Below are 17,726 nucleotides of genomic sequence, written 5' to 3' on the forward strand. Positions count from 1 at the left end.
CCGGGGAAGTTTTCCATCCCCGCAGCAAGCTAGCGGGGTATTCGACTGAAATAAACGGACTTGTATATCTCCTGGCTTTCGGATTGATGGGCTGGGTCTTGCTGGACGCCAGTAAGGTTTCAAAAAGAAGGGGCTGATAAGCATGTCTGAATATGAGTCTACCAGCCTGGTGAAAACTCTGCGACCTTTCCATGTATGGGCCCTAGGAGTTGGTATCGTGCTGGTCGGAGAGTATATGGGCTGGAACTTTACCATTGCAAAAGGAGGAGTTCTCGGGTCTTTGCTTGCCATGCTGGTTGCAGGAACGATGTATGTTATAATCTCCCTCTGTGCCAGTGAACTCGGATCAGCAACCAAACTTGCAGGAGGACCCTATGACTGGGCAAGGTTATTTATCGGGCCCGGAGCGGCTGCCAGCGTAGGGCTTGCGGTTTATATGGAATACATAGCTCTTGAAGCGGCAGATGCTATTGTTGTCGCGTGCATCGCACAGAGCATCTTTCCAGAGCTGCAGGTTTTTCCTGTGACTTTGCTGGTTATTGCCCTTCTGACCTTCATAAACTACCGTGGTGTTGTTGCAGCTTTAACTCTGAACTTTGTCCTTACCATGATAGCTTTTATTGCAATATTGGCCTTCTTCTTCTCAACTGCCTTTGGATTAGTGGACATTCACCCTGAGTACCTTTTTCAGGGCGCCCTACCAAACGGCATGATAGGCCTCTTTGCAGCCTTACAGTTCGGGCCATGGTTCTATTTAGGGATAGAAGGAGCCGCAATGTGCGCAGAAGAGTGCAAACATCCGTCAAGAGCCGTGCCTCTTGGACAACAAGCCGGGATGATTACTCTACTTATAGGAGCGGCAATGACCCTCTATCTATGTACGGTTCTGATTCCTACCGACCTTCTCGGAGTTTCTGTGTATCCGCTTTTTGAGGCCGCAAAAAACAGTGGGATTTTTATCTTTGTTGCCCTGCTAGGGCTCGGAACATTTCTGACCTGTGTTGCCAGTGCAAACGGCTGCGTCTGTGACTCTTCACGTTCCTGGTTTGCACTCTCAAGAGACAATTACGTTTCTTCCTGGTTCTCTGCAGTACACCCGAAGTATAATACCCCATACAGAGCAGTCATCTTCACAATGCCTGTAGCAATTGGTTTTGCGTTCAGCGGCTTCCTTGACCAGGTAATTACCTTCTCAATTATTTCGGGGTTGCTCTGCTACGTGCTGATTCCTTTCTCCCTGATCCGTTTCAGGAAACTCTTCCCGCAGACTACAAGCAAAGTCAGACCTTTTGTGAGCCCTCTTCAGCCATATATTTCTTACTTTGCAATTGCAATTGCAATTACTATTCTTTCAACGCTGTTCTGGGGCTATAAATATAACCTGATCTTCGCTTTTGTGTTCTACGGAATTGCGTACTTCTATTTCAGCCACAGGCACAAGAACTCAAACATTGAAAATAACTGGGCTGAAATGGGCTGGCCCTTACCCAAAGGCCTGGATAACGGAAGAATCAAAAAGGAGGCGAAGAGCATTGGAGACGAATAACCAGGCACTGGAAAGCAAATATCACAGCAAACTTACCGGAGATACGGCTCTTGTTGTAGGCATGCTTACTTTGCTTATATGTGCAGAAGGATTTATAATATACAGAATTCTCTCAGAGACATGGGAGATTGCTTCCAGTTTCTTCTACCTCTATGTAATCTTCATAGGACTGATAATTTTAATAGAGACTATAGGATGCCTGAAGGTAAGAGAATCAATCAAAACCCATATGTTCGAGTTCAAATATTATGATTGAGGAGACAGGAGTAATGGCAGAAAAGAACATTATTTCAGAAGTCTTTGACATCTTGTTTATCTTCGTGCTTGCCTTTGCCTGTGTGGTAATTCCTACAGAGCTCCAGGGAGCAGTACTCGTTTCCTGGGAAGAAGGAGGAGCAGGAATAGGCTTTATTTGGGACCCTGTTGGTTTCTTCAGCTTCTTGCTGGTGATAGTTGTTTTCTTTGTTGTGATTCTATATCACTCGGTAAAGAACTATAAATATTAAAAAAGAAAGAATACTGAAAAAGAAAGAATACTGAAAAAGAAAGAACACTTAATAAAATGCCTGCCTGAAGGAAAAGTTCAGGCAGACAATTTTTTAAAATTCAGGCAAAATAGTATCTTTTTCAAGCGCATATTAGGATTCTATTCTGCCGTATGAGCATGGTCTCCCTGAAAAGAGGGAGTTCTTCAGGGAGTAATGGAGGGATTTATTTGTGGATTTGTCGAACAGGCCTGATCTGACCTTACTCAAGGAAGTCAAGGCTCTGAACCAGCCGGAAGTACAGTACACCGCTAAGGGTGTCCTGAACCCCAGATTCGTACCTTTTACCTTTTGTTTAAAAGTGTAATGGAGCCCCTTAACTCCTTAGAAGCCTGAGATTCTGGCCTATCTACAATAAAAAATAAAAGCTAATTGTATATATAGTTTACTATGTTAATTTCAATTAAATGGTTAAAATATAAGTAGTTTTTTATTTGTCAATAGCTCCAAAGGGAAGCATATATATAGTAAAATAAAAAGGGACGAGAAGTGAAGAGGGAATTCTATTCAAAGCCCAAAAATTTAACAGAGAATCGAGCTCCTACGGATATATAAGAAATAAAAAGGCAGTAAAAGAAGACAGAAGGAAAATGACTTTAAAAATTAGGAAAGAGAAGAGATCAATTTCTCAAGTTGAATTCTCTCATTGGCAGCATCCTTAAGACGAGCATCGGCTTCGGAAATTTTCACAACAATCCGAGCAATGTCTGTGTCCGTTTCTCCTGACTCTGCAAGAGCTTCGGAAAGCCCTTCAAGAATTTCGACACCTAAAAGCCCTTTCTCAACTATCATCTCATCTAGAAGCTGCCTTCCTCTGGAAAAATCTCCGGCAAGAGCCACAGAAAGCAAATTGTCAATACTTTGATCCCTGCCCAGAGTAGCCTCATACACCATCTCTTCAGTAATGACCGAACCGTGTGCAATCAAGGAAACAAGCTGTAGAGTTTGCACCGCTTTTGCAACATTTCCCTTCGCAGAATAAAGGATTGCATCAAATGCGCCTTCCGAAAGCTGTAAATTCTCAGCACAGCCAATTTTCTCAAGATAAGTTCTCAGAACCGAGTCCGGAACATATGTGAAAAAAATTTGAAGGCCTCTTGAGCGAAGCGGAGCAATAAGTTTGGAAGGTTTGGTAGTGGAAAGAATAAACCTGCATGTTGCACTGTACTTTTCCATAATTCGCCTTAGAGCATGCTGTGCGTCAGAATTCAGGGACTCGGCATTGTCAATGTAGATTAACTTGTAATCAGAATCAAGTGAAGCCATTCCAGCATACTCATTGATAATTTCCTTGAAAATATCGATTACACTTTTATAGATTTTCTTTGGGTCATCGGTGCCCAGAAAACGCACGAAGCGCTTGTCTCGGACAAGATAGCGTTTTCCCTGGTCAAAAAAATCCGAAGCATTGAAGTATGTAAAATTGTTTTCCCAGGTACGCCCATAGAGCTGCCTGGCAAGAGCAAGAGCTGCTGTCGTTTTTCCGGAATTTTCAGGCCCGTAAAAAATAAGGTGAGGAAGAGTCCCGGACTGGGTAAGTTCAGAAAGCGTGGCTACAGCATGCTCATTTCCAAGCATTTCCTTCAGGGCACCTGCCCTGTATTTTAAAGTCCAGAGATCCTGCATACATTCCACCTTAATTTTTGATTCCTGGGTCAACCAACCTCAAAGAACTTTACTTTTCTCTCAATATTTACTCAGTTATACTTGCGGTTCCATTTTCGTCTACGTGCAGAAGTTCCTTGATTACTATACCATAAACCGGCCTTGCTATAATCACACCAATTAAGACACCAATGATAGTAGTAATTGCAAAGCCCTTCAAAGTACCAAAGCCCATTACAACCAGAGGGGACAGGGCAATTATATTTGTGGAAGCTGCCCCTAAAATGATTGTAAAAGCCTTTGTTATCCTGGACTTGAAGACTCTTGTTGACGGGAGTTTACCTTCGGCAAGCACTTCATCTGTGATGATTACAAGGTGGTCAATTCCAGTGCCTATGGAAGCGATAACACCTGCAATTGACGCCAGGTCAAGCTGCCATCCTATCAGTGCTGCGACCCCGAGGATCATGATAACTTCACTGGCAGAAGTTCCGACCATGGGTATCAGGATTTCAGGCCTCCTGTAATTGAAGTAAACCACAGCTGCCACCCCAAGTAGGGAAATCAAACCTATAATCAGAGCTGCGGTTTTGAACTGCGATCCAAGACCTGCATCAACATGTCCTGAGCCTACAAGCTTTACATTGACAGGAAGAGCTCCTGCTCGAAGGTGAACCTGAAGTGCTGTAGCTTCGGTTTTGGCAGCCTCATCCGTACCTGTAGAAGCTTCCCAGGAATATATAGGACCGTCTCGCAGTTTTTCAGCTGCAGACGAGCTCAAAGGAGCTCCATAGATTTCAACTCCGTCAAGATACATCTTCAAATAATGGGCGTCCGGATTGTCAATTGCTCCGGTGTCGAGTGCAACTTTCTGGAGTGTCCGAGCTCCGTCATCATCCAGGGTAAAAGGAGTATGCCACTGTTCATCATGGAAACTTGGAACTCCTACACTTACAATTGAATCGCCGTAAAGGACATGTTCGGTTTCATTTCCAGTTGTTTGAATCCTGATCTCAAACTTTCCAGGTTTTTCAGCTATTTCCTTGGCAGTTGCCAGATCAATACCTGCAAAATCAATAAGGATATATTCGTCCCCTACGGTTCTTACAGGAATATCTTTGATACCCAGAGAGTTCAACTTATCACTGAGAATTTCCTTTGTCAGGTCTCTGGTATCGGTGCTTACTCCTTCTTTGTAAGTTGAAGTCCCATCTTCGTCCTTGTGGATAGAACCTCCGACCTTTTCCAGTAGAGACTCGAGCTGTTGTTCAGTGACTGCAGTCCTGATTTCGTAGACTGTGCCGTCCTGATTACTCATGGGAACTAGAACTACTTCTGCATCAAGGGCTTTTGAGAGGTAAGCCTGGACGAGGCTCTCCTTACTGATATCAGAAATCGTTACTTGAGTTGTACTCCCACTCAGTTTGTCTACACTTACTGTGCCCAAATACTCAAGCTGGGATGCGCTAACAGTCGCAGATGTAGTAAAGGTGACAGATTTCTCGGCAGAGCCTCCAACGTCAAGATTATTTTTCGTGATCTCAATAGGAGCTCCAATTATAGGTTCTACAATTCCGCTAACTAATTTTCCGGAATCCACATCTACCTGGGCAAGTGCTCCTTCCAGTTTTATCTGGAGCCAGGAACCACCTTCCAGGTCAAGTCCAAAATTCAGATGAGAAGTTGTCCCGTTTCCAGGAGTATACCCTGGGTGAATAGCCACTATAGAGCCAAGAAGTAGTACAATGAAAATAATAACTCTTGGATTTTTAAGAAGGCTTTTTTTGTCACTCATCTGTTATACCTCCCTCTGAATTCGGGTTTCATCGCATACCATCGTAAAATTCCCGTATTCAGGAGCCAGGTGTTCATCATGTCTGCAAAAAGTCCCGCAATCAACACGATTGATATCTGAGAAAGCAGAGTAATCTGCGTGAATGAGGGAATGACCAGATAAGAGAAAGTTGAGACTACGTACATAGATACGAGCGCTGCAAGGGTTGTAGTGGTCATGGTTATACCTGTATGCATAGCCTTGGAGACTTTCTCTTCTACCGTGCCCCGGCGTTTAATTACTCTGTTTGTGAGCAGGATATCACTGTCTACAGAATAACCGATAAGCATAAGCAAAGCCGCAAGTGTTCCCAGGGAAAGTTCAATCCCTGCAACCCTCATGAAAGCGGCTGCAATCATGATGTCTGAAAATGCAGAAAGTATCACTGCAAAAGAAGGAATAAAGGTTCTGAAGAGCAGAAATACCACAATTGCCATCCCTATAAAAGAAATACAAAGGGCCTGAAGAGCCTGTAACTGCAGAGTCTTGCCGTAAATAGGCCCAACCTGCTGAATCTGCAAATTGGAATATTTATGGCTCGCAACATCCTTTTCAAGCTGATGCTGTTGCTCATCATCCATGATCCCAAACTGCATGATAACCCTGCTTCCAGTCTGCCGGACATCGGTGAGGGGGTAAGAAGAATACATTTTTTCAAGTACAGCAGGAGAATCAGTCGTTTCTAACGAAATCTGAGTACCGCCCTGAAAATCCATTCCTAGTTTTACCGGCGATCCACTACTCACAAAGGAAACTAGCAGTATTGCTAAAGAAACTGCTAGTATCGCGAGGGGAAGGGCCAGCAACTGGCGGTCACTGTGACTTTTCACGAAACTATCTAAAATTTCGGCCAAACCTGTTGCCATAATTTAATACTCCGGATGAGTGTATCTATATTATTTTACTGAACCTATCCGAACAGCTCATTACATCCAGATATATAATCCTGATGTATAATTCAGAACACGAGATTTATAATCAGATTTGTTTAAAATCTTGAATTTACTCTAAATACTCGGGTTCAAGTAACGGGGGATAACGTTCTGGAGGTTCTAATATTATAAATAAATATATATTATAAACAAGTACATTAGAAATAAACTAGTGTTATAAATAAGTTAATTTGTTTTAACTCTGTATTCTCACAGATTATATTAATTCTTCCTCTAGAAACTCTTCTCTATACACCGTTAATTCATTCCACTTAAAATTAACTCTTAAAAACGGTAGAATCTTAATATCACAACTCTAATATACCACTTACTGTTCATTAGAAATAATGACCCAAAGACCTTCACTTGATGAATACTTTCTTGAAATCGCCTTTGTAGTAGGCAAGCGCGCTACCTGCCTCCGAAAGAACGTGGGGGCTGTCATCGTCCGTGATAAACGCATCCTTGCAACCGGATATAACGGGGCACCCAGCGGCATGAACCACTGTCTTGAAATCGGGTGTATAAGGGATTTGGAAAAGATTCCTTCAGGTACAAGACAGGAAAAGTGCAGAGCAGTGCATGCTGAGCAGAATGCGATTATCCAGGCTGCAATCCATGGGGTAAGCATAGCAGGAGCAACCATCTACTGTACACACCAGCCCTGTATTCTTTGTGCGAAAATGATTATCAACTCGAACATCAAAAGAGTAGTATACGCAAATCTCTATCCAGACACCGATTCACTTGAGTTTTTCAGGGATGCGAATGTGGAAGTTGATTATATACCTTTTAAGCTAAAAAGCGAGACTTTACCTCTTGAGCTAAAAAGCGAGACTTCAAGTGGGAACTAAATATACATAATTTAAAAATTTCCTGCACTCACTCTTGTTAGGAGAGTACTTATAAAGATAATTGTATACAGACAATTGCATACATATAATTGCATACATGTAATTATATACAGATAATTGAAAATAATTTAATTGTTCATGGTTTACTTATTTAAGGTTCCGATACAAAAGAATGTAAAAGTATGTCCTGAGGGAAAACATGTTCTGAGGGAAAACATGTTCTGAGGGAAAACATGTTCTGAGGGAAAACATGTTCTGAGGGAAAACATGTTCTAAAGGCATTTTATATAGAAATCGGAAAAGGTCGAAAATCTGGCATGACTGGATTTATCCGCTCAAAAACTTGTCACATGGCTGATAGATTGTATGGACTTATGGAAAAGAGTAAGAGGTGGAACAATGTCTGAAGAATTAAAAGCCAGAGTATTAAGGATAGAAACTTTGATTGAGTACCAGGAAGGAGCTGTTGTAAGCAGAGAAATTATCCGCAAGGATACCGGAACCGTAACTATATTTGCCTTCGATAAAGATGAAGGCCTGAGCGTGCATACCGCTCCTTTCGATGCCATGGTCCAGGTGATGGATGGAAAGGCAGAAATCACAATTTCCGGAAATAAAAATATTCTGGAGAAAGGGGATATAATAATAATGCCTGCCAATGAACCCCATTCACTCCATGCTCTGGAAAAGTTCAAAATGGTTCTAACTATGATACGTTCTTAATACTATTGACTTCTATTTCACATTGTAGCGAGTTGTTTTTCAGACAGGTAAGTCGAGAAATGGAGTCAAAACCCAAGACTCTCACATTCTATGAAATCAAAGTTCTGACAATTTCTCAAATCAAAGTCTAAGCTCTAAAGTTACGTTTTTCAACTCGACTTTTTATTACTCAACTCTGTTTTATTCAACTCTGTTTTGAAGGCAGCGAAGTCCTTTTTTAATAATGTCCAGTTCTTCAGGACGGTACATTTCCTTTATATAGGTCTCCTCTTCACAATAATAATCAAAACCACGAATTACAACTACGGGAGTTCCTCCTGCTCCTTCACCCATCAGAAGATTTGCGGCACCTGCAAGTTCATCAGCAACTGCTTCCTCCGTAACCTCAAGGACTTTTCCGAAGAGATCTTTTTCCCCAATCCAGCGCTTTACAGGCTTTATCTTATAAATTCCTATGGCAGCACCGGTTTGTCCTATTTTAAAAGCTCTCCCATTTGTATCCGTGACAATGACGCTTAACTTTTTTTTACTGAGTTTTTCGAGATTATTCCCGAGTCTTGAAGCACTAGCATCCGGATTTTCCGGAGGATATAGCAAAAATCCGTCTTCAATATTTGATTCATCAACCCCTGCGTTTACGCAGGTATGGCCTGCTAGAGTTGTCACAAGCATAAAAGGTTTTTCTACAAGTACCTCCATGCTCCGGGAAAGTACAGCCTGGATAAACCTCGCATCTTTTCCGTTTCGAGCTGCCATCTCAAGTGCTGTTTTCCCTGGTGTAATATCTTCTAGCCTGAAGATCTCCCCTTCAGCTTTAGCAACGATGGTCGAGGCAATGATAACAATGTCCCTGTCCTGAAGTTCCAGATTCTTACAGATGATCGAGGGCAGGTCATCCCCTGTATGTATAAGGGGAATATTCTCAACGGCTATGGCTTCGAATTTCAAATGTTTTCCTCAAAAGGCTTTAAAATCAATAAGAGCAACTGAATTTGTTCAGTTAGATACAGGAAATAAAGGAAATAATCCATTGAATGAATAATTTGCAGCAGTAAAGGCAGTAACCATAAATAAGACCACCGACATACTTTATCTTGCGGCGATGATGAGAGTTACCCCAACTGAGCAAAAGATGATGAGAACAATTTCCTGATGCCGCGTTTTCACTTACTTTTTCGATAGGACTTATTTCTCCAGTTAATTATTTTCATTCTTACCATTTTTCGAAATGCATTTTTTAAGTTTACACTGTGTTTGATTTACGCTATTTCTTAACTCATTATTTTCACAATATATTATCTCTTTACTCATTATTTTCACATTATATTATCTATTTACTCATTATTTTCACATCACATTATCTCTCTACTCATTATTTTTAGATTTACCTGTTTTCTCAATATATCTAAATTAGCTACCTTCAAAAATATTTTACATTCAAGTTTACTTTATTTTCAGTCCTATTTTATTTGTTGTGGCTCTTTTTTCCCGGGCAGAATTAAAAACTATTAAGATCTTTTATATGCTTGCAAACTAAACTCCATAGGGGTGTTAAACACGAGCCAGTATGAACTGAACGAAATTATAGAGAAAATAAAGAACAAAATCCCTTTTGAGTTAAAAGACAAAAAACGAAGCCGAATCTGGAGTTTAAGAGTCATAGTAAGTAAACTGTACTATTCCCTGGACTATGAAAACGAACCTCAAGCCACCCGTCAAAAAGTAACTCAGCTTCTTCTTTATCATGGACAGTTTAGCAAAGAAGAAATCGATAAGACCTTTAAAGCATCAGAAAGTGAAACTACAGATTATTCAATAGAATTTCTGAAAGAGCACCCTGAAATTGCACAGGCTGAAGCCCTGAAAAGTAAGGAATTTCCGGAAGAAGGAGGAGAAAGAATAAAAGAAACAAAATATAACCTTCCCCGCTACGGTTGAATATTTACTGTAAACATTTTCAGTTTATCAGTAGTAAAAGGATGTTTTTAGAGTTACTGGTAAATATCAAAGCAGAGTAAGTCCTCAAAAAGCATTAAAAGCTATTAAGCTTTTTAATTAAGATAACCTTATATCTATTGGTCGCTAACTTTTATGCTCACGTTTAAGGACATAATAAATATCAAAATATAATATCTCAAATCAATTCAAATATTCAAGACGATATGAGAAATTATGGAAGGTACTGGAGATACAAATAAAGAGACTCTCTTCAGTTATGAGGAAAACGAAGATACGCGTTACTCCCGAGCGGCTCATGTAACAAAAGTCTCGATGATTTTAAACTTTGTATTGGCAACTTTTAAGTTTACAGCCGGGATTCTGGGAACTAGTACGGCAATGATTGCTGATGCTGCTCATTCACTATCCGATTTAATAACCGATATCGCAGTGATTGTGGGCTTAAGAATTGCAAAAAAACCGGGAGACAGTACACATAATTACGGACACGGAAAAATTGAAACCTTAGCTGCAGCGTTTACAGGGCTTGTACTTGTTACGGCTGCTATTGGGATTTTCTGGGGCGGCCTTCAGAAGATTATTAGTTATTATAATGGAGAAGGGCTTCCAGTACCAAGTAAAATTACTCTTATTGTAGCGATCATTTCAATCTTGTCAAAAGAATGGCTGTACCGTTACACTATGGCGTGCGGCCGAGAAATTAAGAGTGACGCCGTGATTGCTAACGCCTGGGATCACCGTTCGGATGCACTCTCTTCTTTAGGAACGATGATAGGAGTCGGAGGCGCGATATTTCTTGGAGGTCGTTGGGTAGTACTTGACCCGCTAACTGCAATTGTAATAAGTTTCCTTATCTTTAAAGTGGCGTTTGATATTTCTTATAAAAACCTCAATGAACTGCTGGAGGCCTCACTTGATTCGGAGATTTACGGAAGCATTGAGAACATTCTGAATTCTACTGAAGGTGTCCTAGGCTTTCATGAGCTAAAAACCAGAAAAATAGGAAATGCCATGGCTGCAGATGTCCATATTGAGGTTGACAGGGATTTAAATATCGTGGATGCACATGAAATCTCAACGCAGATAGAAAACAGGCTAAAAGAAGTATGCGGCAGTAATGGTCACTTTTCGATTCATGTGGAGCCGTGTTCCGATTCCGAGCATTATAAGAAACACACATAGGAAAAATAACATAAAGAAACTACTTCCGAATATAAGGCTTAAACATAAAAGTTTGATCTGGAGTAAGTTCGGAAATGTGTGGGAAAAGTCAAAAAGAAAGATTGTAAAGTGAAATATTCAAAAAAGACAGGCTGCAGTTTTATTTCGCAGTCTGAAATTAAATTTGATGTTGTCTTTTAGTTCCGTAAAGCTTACTCGATAGATATTTTCTTTGTCGACTCTTCCATTTGCATTTTCGGAAGCGTTATTGTCAGAACACCGTTTTCTATTTTTGCAGTGCTTCCCTCTTCCTTAACGCTCGCAGGCAAACGGACCGCCCTGTAAAATTGAGTATATGCTCTCTCCCGGCGCAGGTATCCTTCTTCTTCCTCAGTCTCTTTTTCCTTCCTGGTCTTTGCACTGATCTCAAGCATGTCTTCTTTAAGGTTAATCTGAACATCCTCTTTATTAATACCAGGCAGGTCGGTAGTGACTACAAGCTTGTCGTCTTCGTCCTTAATGTCGATAGCAGGAGTGTATACCTTTCCGCCCCCCCATTCTTCCATCGGCATAAAGTCTTCAAATAACTGATTGAGGCGCTCTTGTGTCCTTCTTATTTCTTCAAAAGGATCCCAGCGTGCAGGTCCTGAAAATGATCTTCTCATAGGCCATTTCATACAAAAATACCCCCTTAAGTTAAAAGATAACACAGATTTATGTGCTATTCTGAATATATTGAGAAAGGATATATATGTTTTCCTGAGCAATTTCACAAAAACTTAGTACAAAAAGAGTTAGAATGATAAAAGAAAATTTCCGAAAATCGAGAGCAGAGGATTTTCCGGAAATTAGGATGCTGAATAAATAAAAAAATCAAAAGGAGAAGAGAAAAAGCAGTTATTTAGCCTTCACAAGTATTCCTACAAGATCCGAAGCTTTTACAAGTCCAAAAGAACCTTTTTTAACAGATTCCTCATCAAAGGTCTCTGCACCATCAGAATCCGTTTTGTCAGTCCTGTAGATTGCAAAAGGAATAGGATCCGGAACGTGAGTTTTTAAAGAAATCGGGGTTGGATGATCAGGAAGTACAAGAATTGTGAAAGGCTCGTCTGAAGCCTTGGCATGCTTAAGAATAGGTGCTACAATTCGACTATCGAAATCTTCGACAGCTCTTAACTTTTTATCAATACTTCCTTCATGCCCGGCTTCGTCCGGAGCTTCTACATGAACAAAAACAAGATCCCTGGCTTTCAAGGCTTCGATTGCAGCATTGGCTTTGCCTTCATAATTGGTATCGAGATAGCCGGTTGCTCCAGGAACTTCAATTACGTCCAGTCCTGCATAAATTCCAATACCTTTCAGAAGGTCGACTGCCGAAATAACTGCTCCGGCTTTCCCGTAGAGTTCTTGAAACGGTGTAAATTTCGGAGCATATCCCTGGCCCCAGACCCAGATTGAATTTGCGGGATTCTTACCCTCTTCAATTCTTTTCAGATTAACTGGATGTAGCTCAAGAATGATCATAGATTTTTTGATCATGTCGGAAAAGAAATCTCCGTCCTTTCCTCCGGGCAGATATTCCTCAATTTTCTTTTCAGTAATATCATGCGGTGGAGTGCACTCTGTTTCAACTCCCAGGTTATTTCTGGCGACGAGAAGGTGCCTATAGCTGATTCCCGGATAAAACCTCAGTTCTTCATTACCGAGTTCCGTGTCAAGAGTTTCGATGAGAATCTCAGCTTCTTCACTACTGATATGCCCTGCGCTGTAATCTTTTATTCTCCCTTGTTCAATAGTCACAAGATTACATCTGAAAGCTACATCATCGGATGCAAGAGCGACACCCATACTGGCAGCCTCCAGAGGAGCCCTACCAGAGTAATATACTGCAGGATCGTACCCGAGAATAGACATATTTGCGACATCACTTCCAGCGGGAAGTCCATCAGGTATGGTTTTTGCAAGTCCTGTATTTCCATGGGCTGCGATATAATCCATAGCAGGGGTTCGAGCTGCCTGGAGAATGGTTTTTCCACCCAATTTTTCTATTGGGTAATCAGCCATTCCGTCTCCTATAAGTACAGCGTATTTCATTGCTTCATCTCTTTCCAACTATCTTAGTCTTTCATCTCGGGAATTAAATATAATATTTTCTACCAGATACCAATTACTTAGATTTATCGGGCATTTGCCAGCAAGTTTTCTTGCTGATGCGAAGATTAATTTCTGATCCATTTTACACAAACGTTATAATATAGTACCAATATCCTATACAGAACAGGCTCTCAGCATAAAACATATTAAGTGGCAAAAGAGCCGATATATAGCTTTCTCTACAAAAAAAACATATTATTCAATCTACAAACCTGTAGAAATTCTGGAGAATTATTCACTCTAACTCGAGAAATCCTGGAGAATTATTCACTCTAACTCGAGAAATCCTGGAGAATTATTCACTCTAACTCGAGAAATCCTGGAGAATTATTCACTCTAACTCGAGAAATCCTGGAGAATTATTCACTCTAACTCGAGAAATCCTGGAGAATTATTCACTCTAACTCGAGAAATCCTGGAGAATTATTCACTCTAACTCGAATAATTAGTGAGGATAACTAAAATCATAATAAACAGTTTAAGTAAACGGTGTGAGAATAATCAGTTAATGACAAAACGTGATCCGATCATGAAAATCGTAATGAAATTTGGAGGAACTTCCGTAGGTGACGGAAAAAAAATCCGTCATGTTGCCCAGCTTCTGAAGGGGTACCGTGAAGAAGGCAACCAGATCGTGGTAGTAACCTCAGCGCTCGGTGGAGTAACCGATGAGCTTCTGGAAAATGCACTCTTTGCCTCGACAAAAGGCAAAGTTGCCCTTGTGAAAGAGTTTAAAACAGAAATTACAAACAAACATCATGAGGCCGTAAAGGAAGCCATTGATGACCCAACAGTCGCAAAAGAAGTTATCCAGACTCTTGACCTCCGCATTGACGAGCTCGAAAAAGCCCTGATCGGAATTTGTTATCTTGGTGAGCTTACTCCAAGGTCAATTGACTACATTTGCTCTTACGGAGAGCGCCTGGCTGCTCCTGTTGTGTCAGGAGCTATCCGTTCACTTGGACTCGAATCAACTGAGTTCACAGGTGGAGAAGCAGGGATTATAACATCTTCGGATTACGGAAATGCCAGGCCTCTGGAGAAAACTTACGACCTTGTGAAAAAGAGACTTGAATGCAGACTTGAGTCACAGGTTCTTGTAGTTACGGGATTTATCGGAGAAAATGAGGAGGGAATTATTACCACTCTGGGAAGGAGTGGGTCTGACTTCTCAGCTTCTATCCTGGGTGCAGCTTTGAAAGCCGACGAGATATGGCTCTGGAAAGAAGTAAACGGTATCATGACTACCGACCCGAGAATAGTGCCTGAGGCAAAAACTATCCCGCAAATCTCTTATGCCGAAGCCATGGAGCTCTCGTACTTCGGGGCAAACGTGCTGCACCCACGCACGATTGAGCCTGCTATGCGCGAACACATTCCTGTGCGTGTCAAGAATACTTTTGAGCCAGAGTTACCTGGTACACTTGTAGTTGCGGAAAAGTTCCAGTGCAAGAATGTTGTAAAAGCCGTAAGCCTGATTAAAAACGTGGCCCTCATCAACATTTCAGGGGCTGAAATGGTAGGAGCCATTGGGACTGTAGCAAGGCTCTTCACAACGCTTGCAAAAGCAGGAGTTAATGTTATTATGATCAGCCAGGGCTCTTCCGAATCCAATATTTCATTCGTGATCAGTGAGTCACATGTGGAAACTGCATTAAAAGCCCTGCATGAAGAGTTCGACCACGAAATCGTAAAAGAAATAACTTCAGACAAAAATGTCTGCGTAGTTGCAGTAGTAGGTGCAGGTATGGCAGGAACTCCAGGCGTGGCAAAACGGGTCTTTGGAGCGCTTGGAAACTCGATGATTAATATTATCATGATCAGCCAGGGCTCATCCCAGTACAATATCTCTTTCGTAGTGCGGGAAGATGACGCATTTGCCACAGTCAAAACCTTGCATGACGAATTTGAACTATATAACGGAAACGGAATTAAAAAACAGCTATAAAACAAGCAGGGAGGGGCAAAAAATGAGCGAAAAGCACTTAACATACGCAGATTCAGGCGTAGATATCAAAAAAGAAGAAAAAACCGTCAAAACCCTTATTGAGAAACTCAGCTACGTTCGAAAAGGTATAGGAGCTCCCCTTACAGGAATAGGCCATTATGCAGGGCTTCTGGACTTCGGAGAATATGCCCTTGCCCTGACAACGGACGGGGTAGGCTCAAAAGTTCTTATTGCAAACGAAATGCAGCGGTGGAATACCGTAGGCATAGACTGCATCGCAATGAATGTAAATGACCTTCTGGCCATAGGAGCCGAACCTGTAGCCTTTGTAGACTATCTTGCCCTAGAAAAGCACGACGAAGGCTTTGCCGCCCAGATAGGAGAAGGGCTGGTAAAGGGCGCGGAAATATCCAGAATGTCAATTGTCGGTGGAGAAACCGCAACCCTCCCTGAGATAATTAAGGGTTTTGACCTTGCAGGTACCTGCCTTGGAATTGTCAGAAAAGATAAGATTGTCGAGGGAGAGAAAGTAAGGGTAGGCGACGTGATTGTAGGTGTCCCTAGTACAGGCGTGCACAGTAACGGCTATACTCTTGTAAGGAAAATCATTGAGAAATCAAAATATTCCTATCACGATCCCTGTCCCTATGACAGTTCAAAAACGATCGGAGACGATCTCCTGACTCCAACAAGAATTTATATTGAGATTCTTGATGTGCTGAAGGCATGTGAAGTCCATGGGCTTGCCCATATAACAGGTAGCGGACTTTTGAAACTTAGAAGAGTGACAAAACTCGGTTTTGATTTTTACGATCCCCTTGAACCCCAGGAAATCTTCAAATTCTTGCAGAAAGAAGGGGGAGTCGAAGATCTTGAGATGTACAGAACTTTCAATATGGGTATGGGCTTTCTTGTTATCTTGCCGGAAAAAGATGCTGCAAAAGCTGCAGAAATTACCGGTGGAAAAATTGTAGGAAAAATTGTAGAAAGTGGTATCAGGATCAAAGACCTGGTAATAGAGTGAAAAGAAAAAATACGATTATGAAGGCTTAGAGAAAAGTGAGAGAAAAATAAGAGGAAAATTCTATTTTTCTATGTTGAAATCTTCTACTCTTTTCTCTATTTTCAAATCCTTTCTGTCATCTTGATTAAGGCCAGCTTCTTAGACTTCACTGTTTCCACATATCCCCATAGCTGGTTAAAGGTGCCCTGGAACTTTCAGGAGATTTACCTTTCTTCACTGAAGCAGTCACCTTTCCTTTTCCCGTCTCTCTGAGCCGATTTATCTCTTTTATGCTGTCTTCATCTTCTATGCTCAGGACAAAGCTCCCATGGCAGGGCTTTGTATAGGGAAAAACCAGAGCATTGCCCTTTGTTCCCACGGCAATGGGCGGTATTCCTATTATATAGTAATCTTTAAAGATTTTGTATCCGGGAGATACGTAGTAAACCTCATCCGAGTTTTTCTCAATGTACTCTCTGGCTTCCTTGAAGCTTATCCTTTCCAGAAGGATTTCATACTTCATCTGTTCGATACAGCTCATTTGACCATCTCCTCCATTACCGTATCCAGCTTATTCTTGAGCCGGGTGGGATTGTGAACATCTTTTGCAACTATTTTCACACAGTCGAACTCGATGGCTTCTTCCAGAGCTTCCGCGTTCTTGCCAAAAATTACAGAGTACATTTTGGCCTGAGAAATGGCACTCATTGTCGTTGCAAAAGTCATTCCGGAATCGTTATGCATAAAGGCAAAGCATATATCGAAATCTAATCTTTTCTCAATAATATCCTCCAGGGTTTTATCGAGATTAACCATTTTTTTTACATAATAACCGTCAAAATCAGAAACTTTTAAAAGCTTGATTACGGCATCATTCCCAGCAACAGTTACGTCAAATCCTGATTTATTCAGCTTATTGGAAAGATACAGAGCGATGCTGGTTTGAATTGGGACCTCGGGACATCCCATCATAAGAAGTACTTTTGCGCCGGTCATTATATTTCATCTCTTAGGTATTTTATCTGTAAGATTTAGGGCTCATCCTGAATTTTAATCTTTGCAATTAATATTTGGAGGGAAATTCTTGAAATCGGGAATATTACGGTTCAAGAGCTCTTTCCAAAACCAATTGTTTCTCAAAAATTGATAAAGTTTCAGAACTGTTCTCCATAATCTGAAGCCCAATTAACTATTCAGAATATGGGCTTCAGAGGAATGGTTTTGAATTTTGAATCAGCTTCAACGATATTTTCCATACTTTCTATTCCTAATGTATCTAAAGTACTAATTAACTGAGCGATAATGTTTATTTAGTTTGTAAAAAGAAAAAATATATAAATGGTATGAATTAAATTTAGTATTTGTACAGAATTTTTGGCATGAAGGTATTAAAGGACTTTCCTCTCTTTGTTGGGTAAGTCGGGAGGATTGCTCCTCCTTTCTCCCCTAGGAACCGTACTTG

The 17,726-nt window shown here is 41.0% G+C and carries 18 protein-coding genes; 10 read left to right on the top strand and 8 right to left on the bottom strand.

Translation table 11 applies throughout. The features are described from left to right. Nucleotides 1-142 precede the first annotated feature (142 nt). The 4 genes from ASJ81_RS00650 (at nt 143) to ASJ81_RS24125 (ending at nt 2,398) form a co-directional block, all read left to right on the top strand. Nucleotides 143-1,546: an APC family permease gene (locus ASJ81_RS00650; RefSeq protein ID WP_095642777.1), complete on the top strand. Its 1,404-nt coding sequence runs from the start codon at nt 143-145 to the stop codon at nt 1,544-1,546. Continuing rightward, nucleotides 1,533-1,802, top strand: a complete 270-nt coding sequence (locus ASJ81_RS00655; RefSeq protein ID WP_095642778.1) for a monomethylamine permease — start codon at nt 1,533-1,535, stop codon at nt 1,800-1,802. The genes ASJ81_RS00650 and ASJ81_RS00655 overlap by 14 nt, the downstream gene beginning before the upstream one ends. Before the next feature lie 13 nt (nt 1,803-1,815). Beyond that, nucleotides 1,816-2,052 (top strand): efflux RND transporter permease subunit, encoded by a 237-nt coding sequence (locus tag ASJ81_RS00660; protein WP_095642790.1) that lies wholly within the window; start codon nt 1,816-1,818, stop codon nt 2,050-2,052. 211 nt (nt 2,053-2,263) lie between these two features. Further along, on the top strand, nt 2,264-2,398 hold the full coding sequence (locus ASJ81_RS24125; RefSeq protein ID WP_275112521.1) for a hypothetical protein: 135 nt from the start codon (nt 2,264-2,266) through the stop codon (nt 2,396-2,398). Between the two features lie 296 nt (nt 2,399-2,694). Here ASJ81_RS24125 and ASJ81_RS00665 read toward each other — a convergent pair whose 3' ends face one another. The 3 genes from ASJ81_RS00665 to ASJ81_RS00675 all read right to left on the bottom strand — a co-directional run bounded on the left by ASJ81_RS00665 (nt 2,695) and on the right by ASJ81_RS00675 (nt 6,396). Then, nucleotides 2,695-3,717: an AAA family ATPase gene (locus tag ASJ81_RS00665; protein ID WP_095642791.1), complete on the bottom strand. Its 1,023-nt coding sequence runs from the start codon at nt 3,715-3,717 to the stop codon at nt 2,695-2,697. Between the two features lie 67 nt (nt 3,718-3,784). Beyond that, on the bottom strand, nt 3,785-5,491 hold the full coding sequence (locus ASJ81_RS00670) for a preprotein translocase subunit SecD (protein ID WP_095642779.1): 1,707 nt from the start codon (nt 5,489-5,491) through the stop codon (nt 3,785-3,787). Next, nucleotides 5,488-6,396, bottom strand: coding sequence for a protein translocase subunit SecF (locus ASJ81_RS00675; RefSeq protein ID WP_095642780.1), 909 nt, complete (start codon nt 6,394-6,396; stop codon nt 5,488-5,490). The genes ASJ81_RS00670 and ASJ81_RS00675 overlap by 4 nt, the downstream gene beginning before the upstream one ends. A 413-nt stretch (nt 6,397-6,809) precedes the next feature. Between ASJ81_RS00675 and ASJ81_RS00680 the strand changes: the two genes are divergently transcribed. Continuing rightward, a complete protein-coding gene (locus tag ASJ81_RS00680) occupies nt 6,810-7,316 on the top strand; it encodes a deoxycytidylate deaminase (protein WP_095642781.1) in 507 nt (168 codons plus the stop codon). Nucleotides 7,317-7,715: 399 nt separating this feature from the next. Beyond that, a complete protein-coding gene (locus ASJ81_RS00685; protein ID WP_095642782.1) occupies nt 7,716-8,039 on the top strand; it encodes a cupin domain-containing protein in 324 nt (107 codons plus the stop codon). A 180-nt stretch (nt 8,040-8,219) separates the two neighbouring features. Here ASJ81_RS00685 and ASJ81_RS00690 read toward each other — a convergent pair whose 3' ends face one another. Continuing rightward, entirely contained in the window at nt 8,220-8,987 is a 768-nt protein-coding gene (locus tag ASJ81_RS00690) for a coenzyme F420-0:L-glutamate ligase (protein WP_095642783.1), read from the bottom strand. 600 nt (nt 8,988-9,587) lie between these two features. Between ASJ81_RS00690 and ASJ81_RS00695 the strand changes: the two genes are divergently transcribed. After that, nucleotides 9,588-9,977 carry a hypothetical protein gene (locus ASJ81_RS00695; RefSeq protein WP_095642784.1) on the top strand — a complete coding sequence of 130 codons (390 nt, stop codon included), beginning with the start codon at nt 9,588-9,590 and terminating at the stop codon, nt 9,975-9,977. A gap of 234 nt (nt 9,978-10,211) precedes the next feature. Then, a complete protein-coding gene (locus tag ASJ81_RS00700) occupies nt 10,212-11,180 on the top strand; it encodes a cation diffusion facilitator family transporter (protein WP_095642785.1) in 969 nt (322 codons plus the stop codon). Nucleotides 11,181-11,371: 191 nt separating this feature from the next. Here the strand turns inward: ASJ81_RS00700 and ASJ81_RS00705 are convergent, their stop codons facing one another. Both ASJ81_RS00705 and ASJ81_RS00710 read right to left on the bottom strand, forming a co-directional pair. Beyond that, nucleotides 11,372-11,836 carry an Hsp20/alpha crystallin family protein gene (locus ASJ81_RS00705; protein ID WP_095642786.1) on the bottom strand — a complete coding sequence of 155 codons (465 nt, stop codon included), beginning with the start codon at nt 11,834-11,836 and terminating at the stop codon, nt 11,372-11,374. Nucleotides 11,837-12,056: 220 nt separating this feature from the next. Continuing rightward, complete coding sequence (locus tag ASJ81_RS00710; protein ID WP_095642787.1) at nt 12,057-13,253, bottom strand: cofactor-independent phosphoglycerate mutase; 1,197 nt, start codon at nt 13,251-13,253, stop codon at nt 12,057-12,059. 589 nt (nt 13,254-13,842) lie between these two features. On the opposite strand from ASJ81_RS00710, the gene ASJ81_RS00715 reads away from it, so the two are divergent. Next, complete coding sequence (locus ASJ81_RS00715) at nt 13,843-15,261, top strand: aspartate kinase (protein ID WP_095642792.1); 1,419 nt, start codon at nt 13,843-13,845, stop codon at nt 15,259-15,261. Nucleotides 15,262-15,283: 22 nt separating this feature from the next. Then, entirely contained in the window at nt 15,284-16,285 is a 1,002-nt protein-coding gene (gene purM / locus ASJ81_RS00720; RefSeq protein ID WP_095642793.1) for a phosphoribosylformylglycinamidine cyclo-ligase, read from the top strand. A 145-nt stretch (nt 16,286-16,430) separates the two neighbouring features. Here the strand turns inward: purM and ASJ81_RS00725 are convergent, their stop codons facing one another. Together ASJ81_RS00725 and ASJ81_RS00730 are read right to left on the bottom strand one after the other, a co-directional pair. Continuing rightward, entirely contained in the window at nt 16,431-16,805 is a 375-nt protein-coding gene (locus tag ASJ81_RS00725) for a DUF1894 domain-containing protein (RefSeq protein WP_095642788.1), read from the bottom strand. After that, entirely contained in the window at nt 16,802-17,260 is a 459-nt protein-coding gene (locus ASJ81_RS00730; protein WP_095642789.1) for a DUF1890 domain-containing protein, read from the bottom strand. Before ASJ81_RS00730 ends, ASJ81_RS00725 begins: the two co-directional genes overlap by 4 nt. Between the last annotated feature and the right edge of the window lie 466 nt (nt 17,261-17,726).

Origin of the sequence: Methanosarcina spelaei, from assembly GCF_002287235.1 — an archaeon.
In the GTDB taxonomy this organism is placed as follows: domain Archaea; phylum Halobacteriota; class Methanosarcinia; order Methanosarcinales; family Methanosarcinaceae; genus Methanosarcina; species Methanosarcina spelaei.

Coding starts and splice junctions, on each gene's coding strand:
- ASJ81_RS00650 (WP_095642777.1), top strand. CDS start 143: ATGTCTGAATATGAGTCTACCAGCCTGGTGAAAACTCTGCGACCTTTC.
- ASJ81_RS00660 (WP_095642790.1), top strand. CDS start 1,816: ATGGCAGAAAAGAACATTATTTCAGAAGTCTTTGACATCTTGTTTATC.
- ASJ81_RS00665 (WP_095642791.1), bottom strand. CDS start 3,717: ATGCAGGATCTCTGGACTTTAAAATACAGGGCAGGTGCCCTGAAGGAA.
- ASJ81_RS00670 (WP_095642779.1), bottom strand. CDS start 5,491: ATGAGTGACAAAAAAAGCCTTCTTAAAAATCCAAGAGTTATTATTTTC.
- ASJ81_RS00675 (WP_095642780.1), bottom strand. CDS start 6,396: ATGGCAACAGGTTTGGCCGAAATTTTAGATAGTTTCGTGAAAAGTCAC.
- ASJ81_RS00680 (WP_095642781.1), top strand. CDS start 6,810: ATGACCCAAAGACCTTCACTTGATGAATACTTTCTTGAAATCGCCTTT.
- ASJ81_RS00685 (WP_095642782.1), top strand. CDS start 7,716: ATGTCTGAAGAATTAAAAGCCAGAGTATTAAGGATAGAAACTTTGATT.
- ASJ81_RS00700 (WP_095642785.1), top strand. CDS start 10,212: ATGGAAGGTACTGGAGATACAAATAAAGAGACTCTCTTCAGTTATGAG.
- ASJ81_RS00705 (WP_095642786.1), bottom strand. CDS start 11,836: ATGAAATGGCCTATGAGAAGATCATTTTCAGGACCTGCACGCTGGGAT.
- ASJ81_RS00710 (WP_095642787.1), bottom strand. CDS start 13,253: ATGAAATACGCTGTACTTATAGGAGACGGAATGGCTGATTACCCAATA.
- ASJ81_RS00715 (WP_095642792.1), top strand. CDS start 13,843: ATGAAAATCGTAATGAAATTTGGAGGAACTTCCGTAGGTGACGGAAAA.
- purM (WP_095642793.1), top strand. CDS start 15,284: ATGAGCGAAAAGCACTTAACATACGCAGATTCAGGCGTAGATATCAAA.
- ASJ81_RS00725 (WP_095642788.1), bottom strand. CDS start 16,805: ATGAGCTGTATCGAACAGATGAAGTATGAAATCCTTCTGGAAAGGATA.
- ASJ81_RS00730 (WP_095642789.1), bottom strand. CDS start 17,260: ATGACCGGCGCAAAAGTACTTCTTATGATGGGATGTCCCGAGGTCCCA.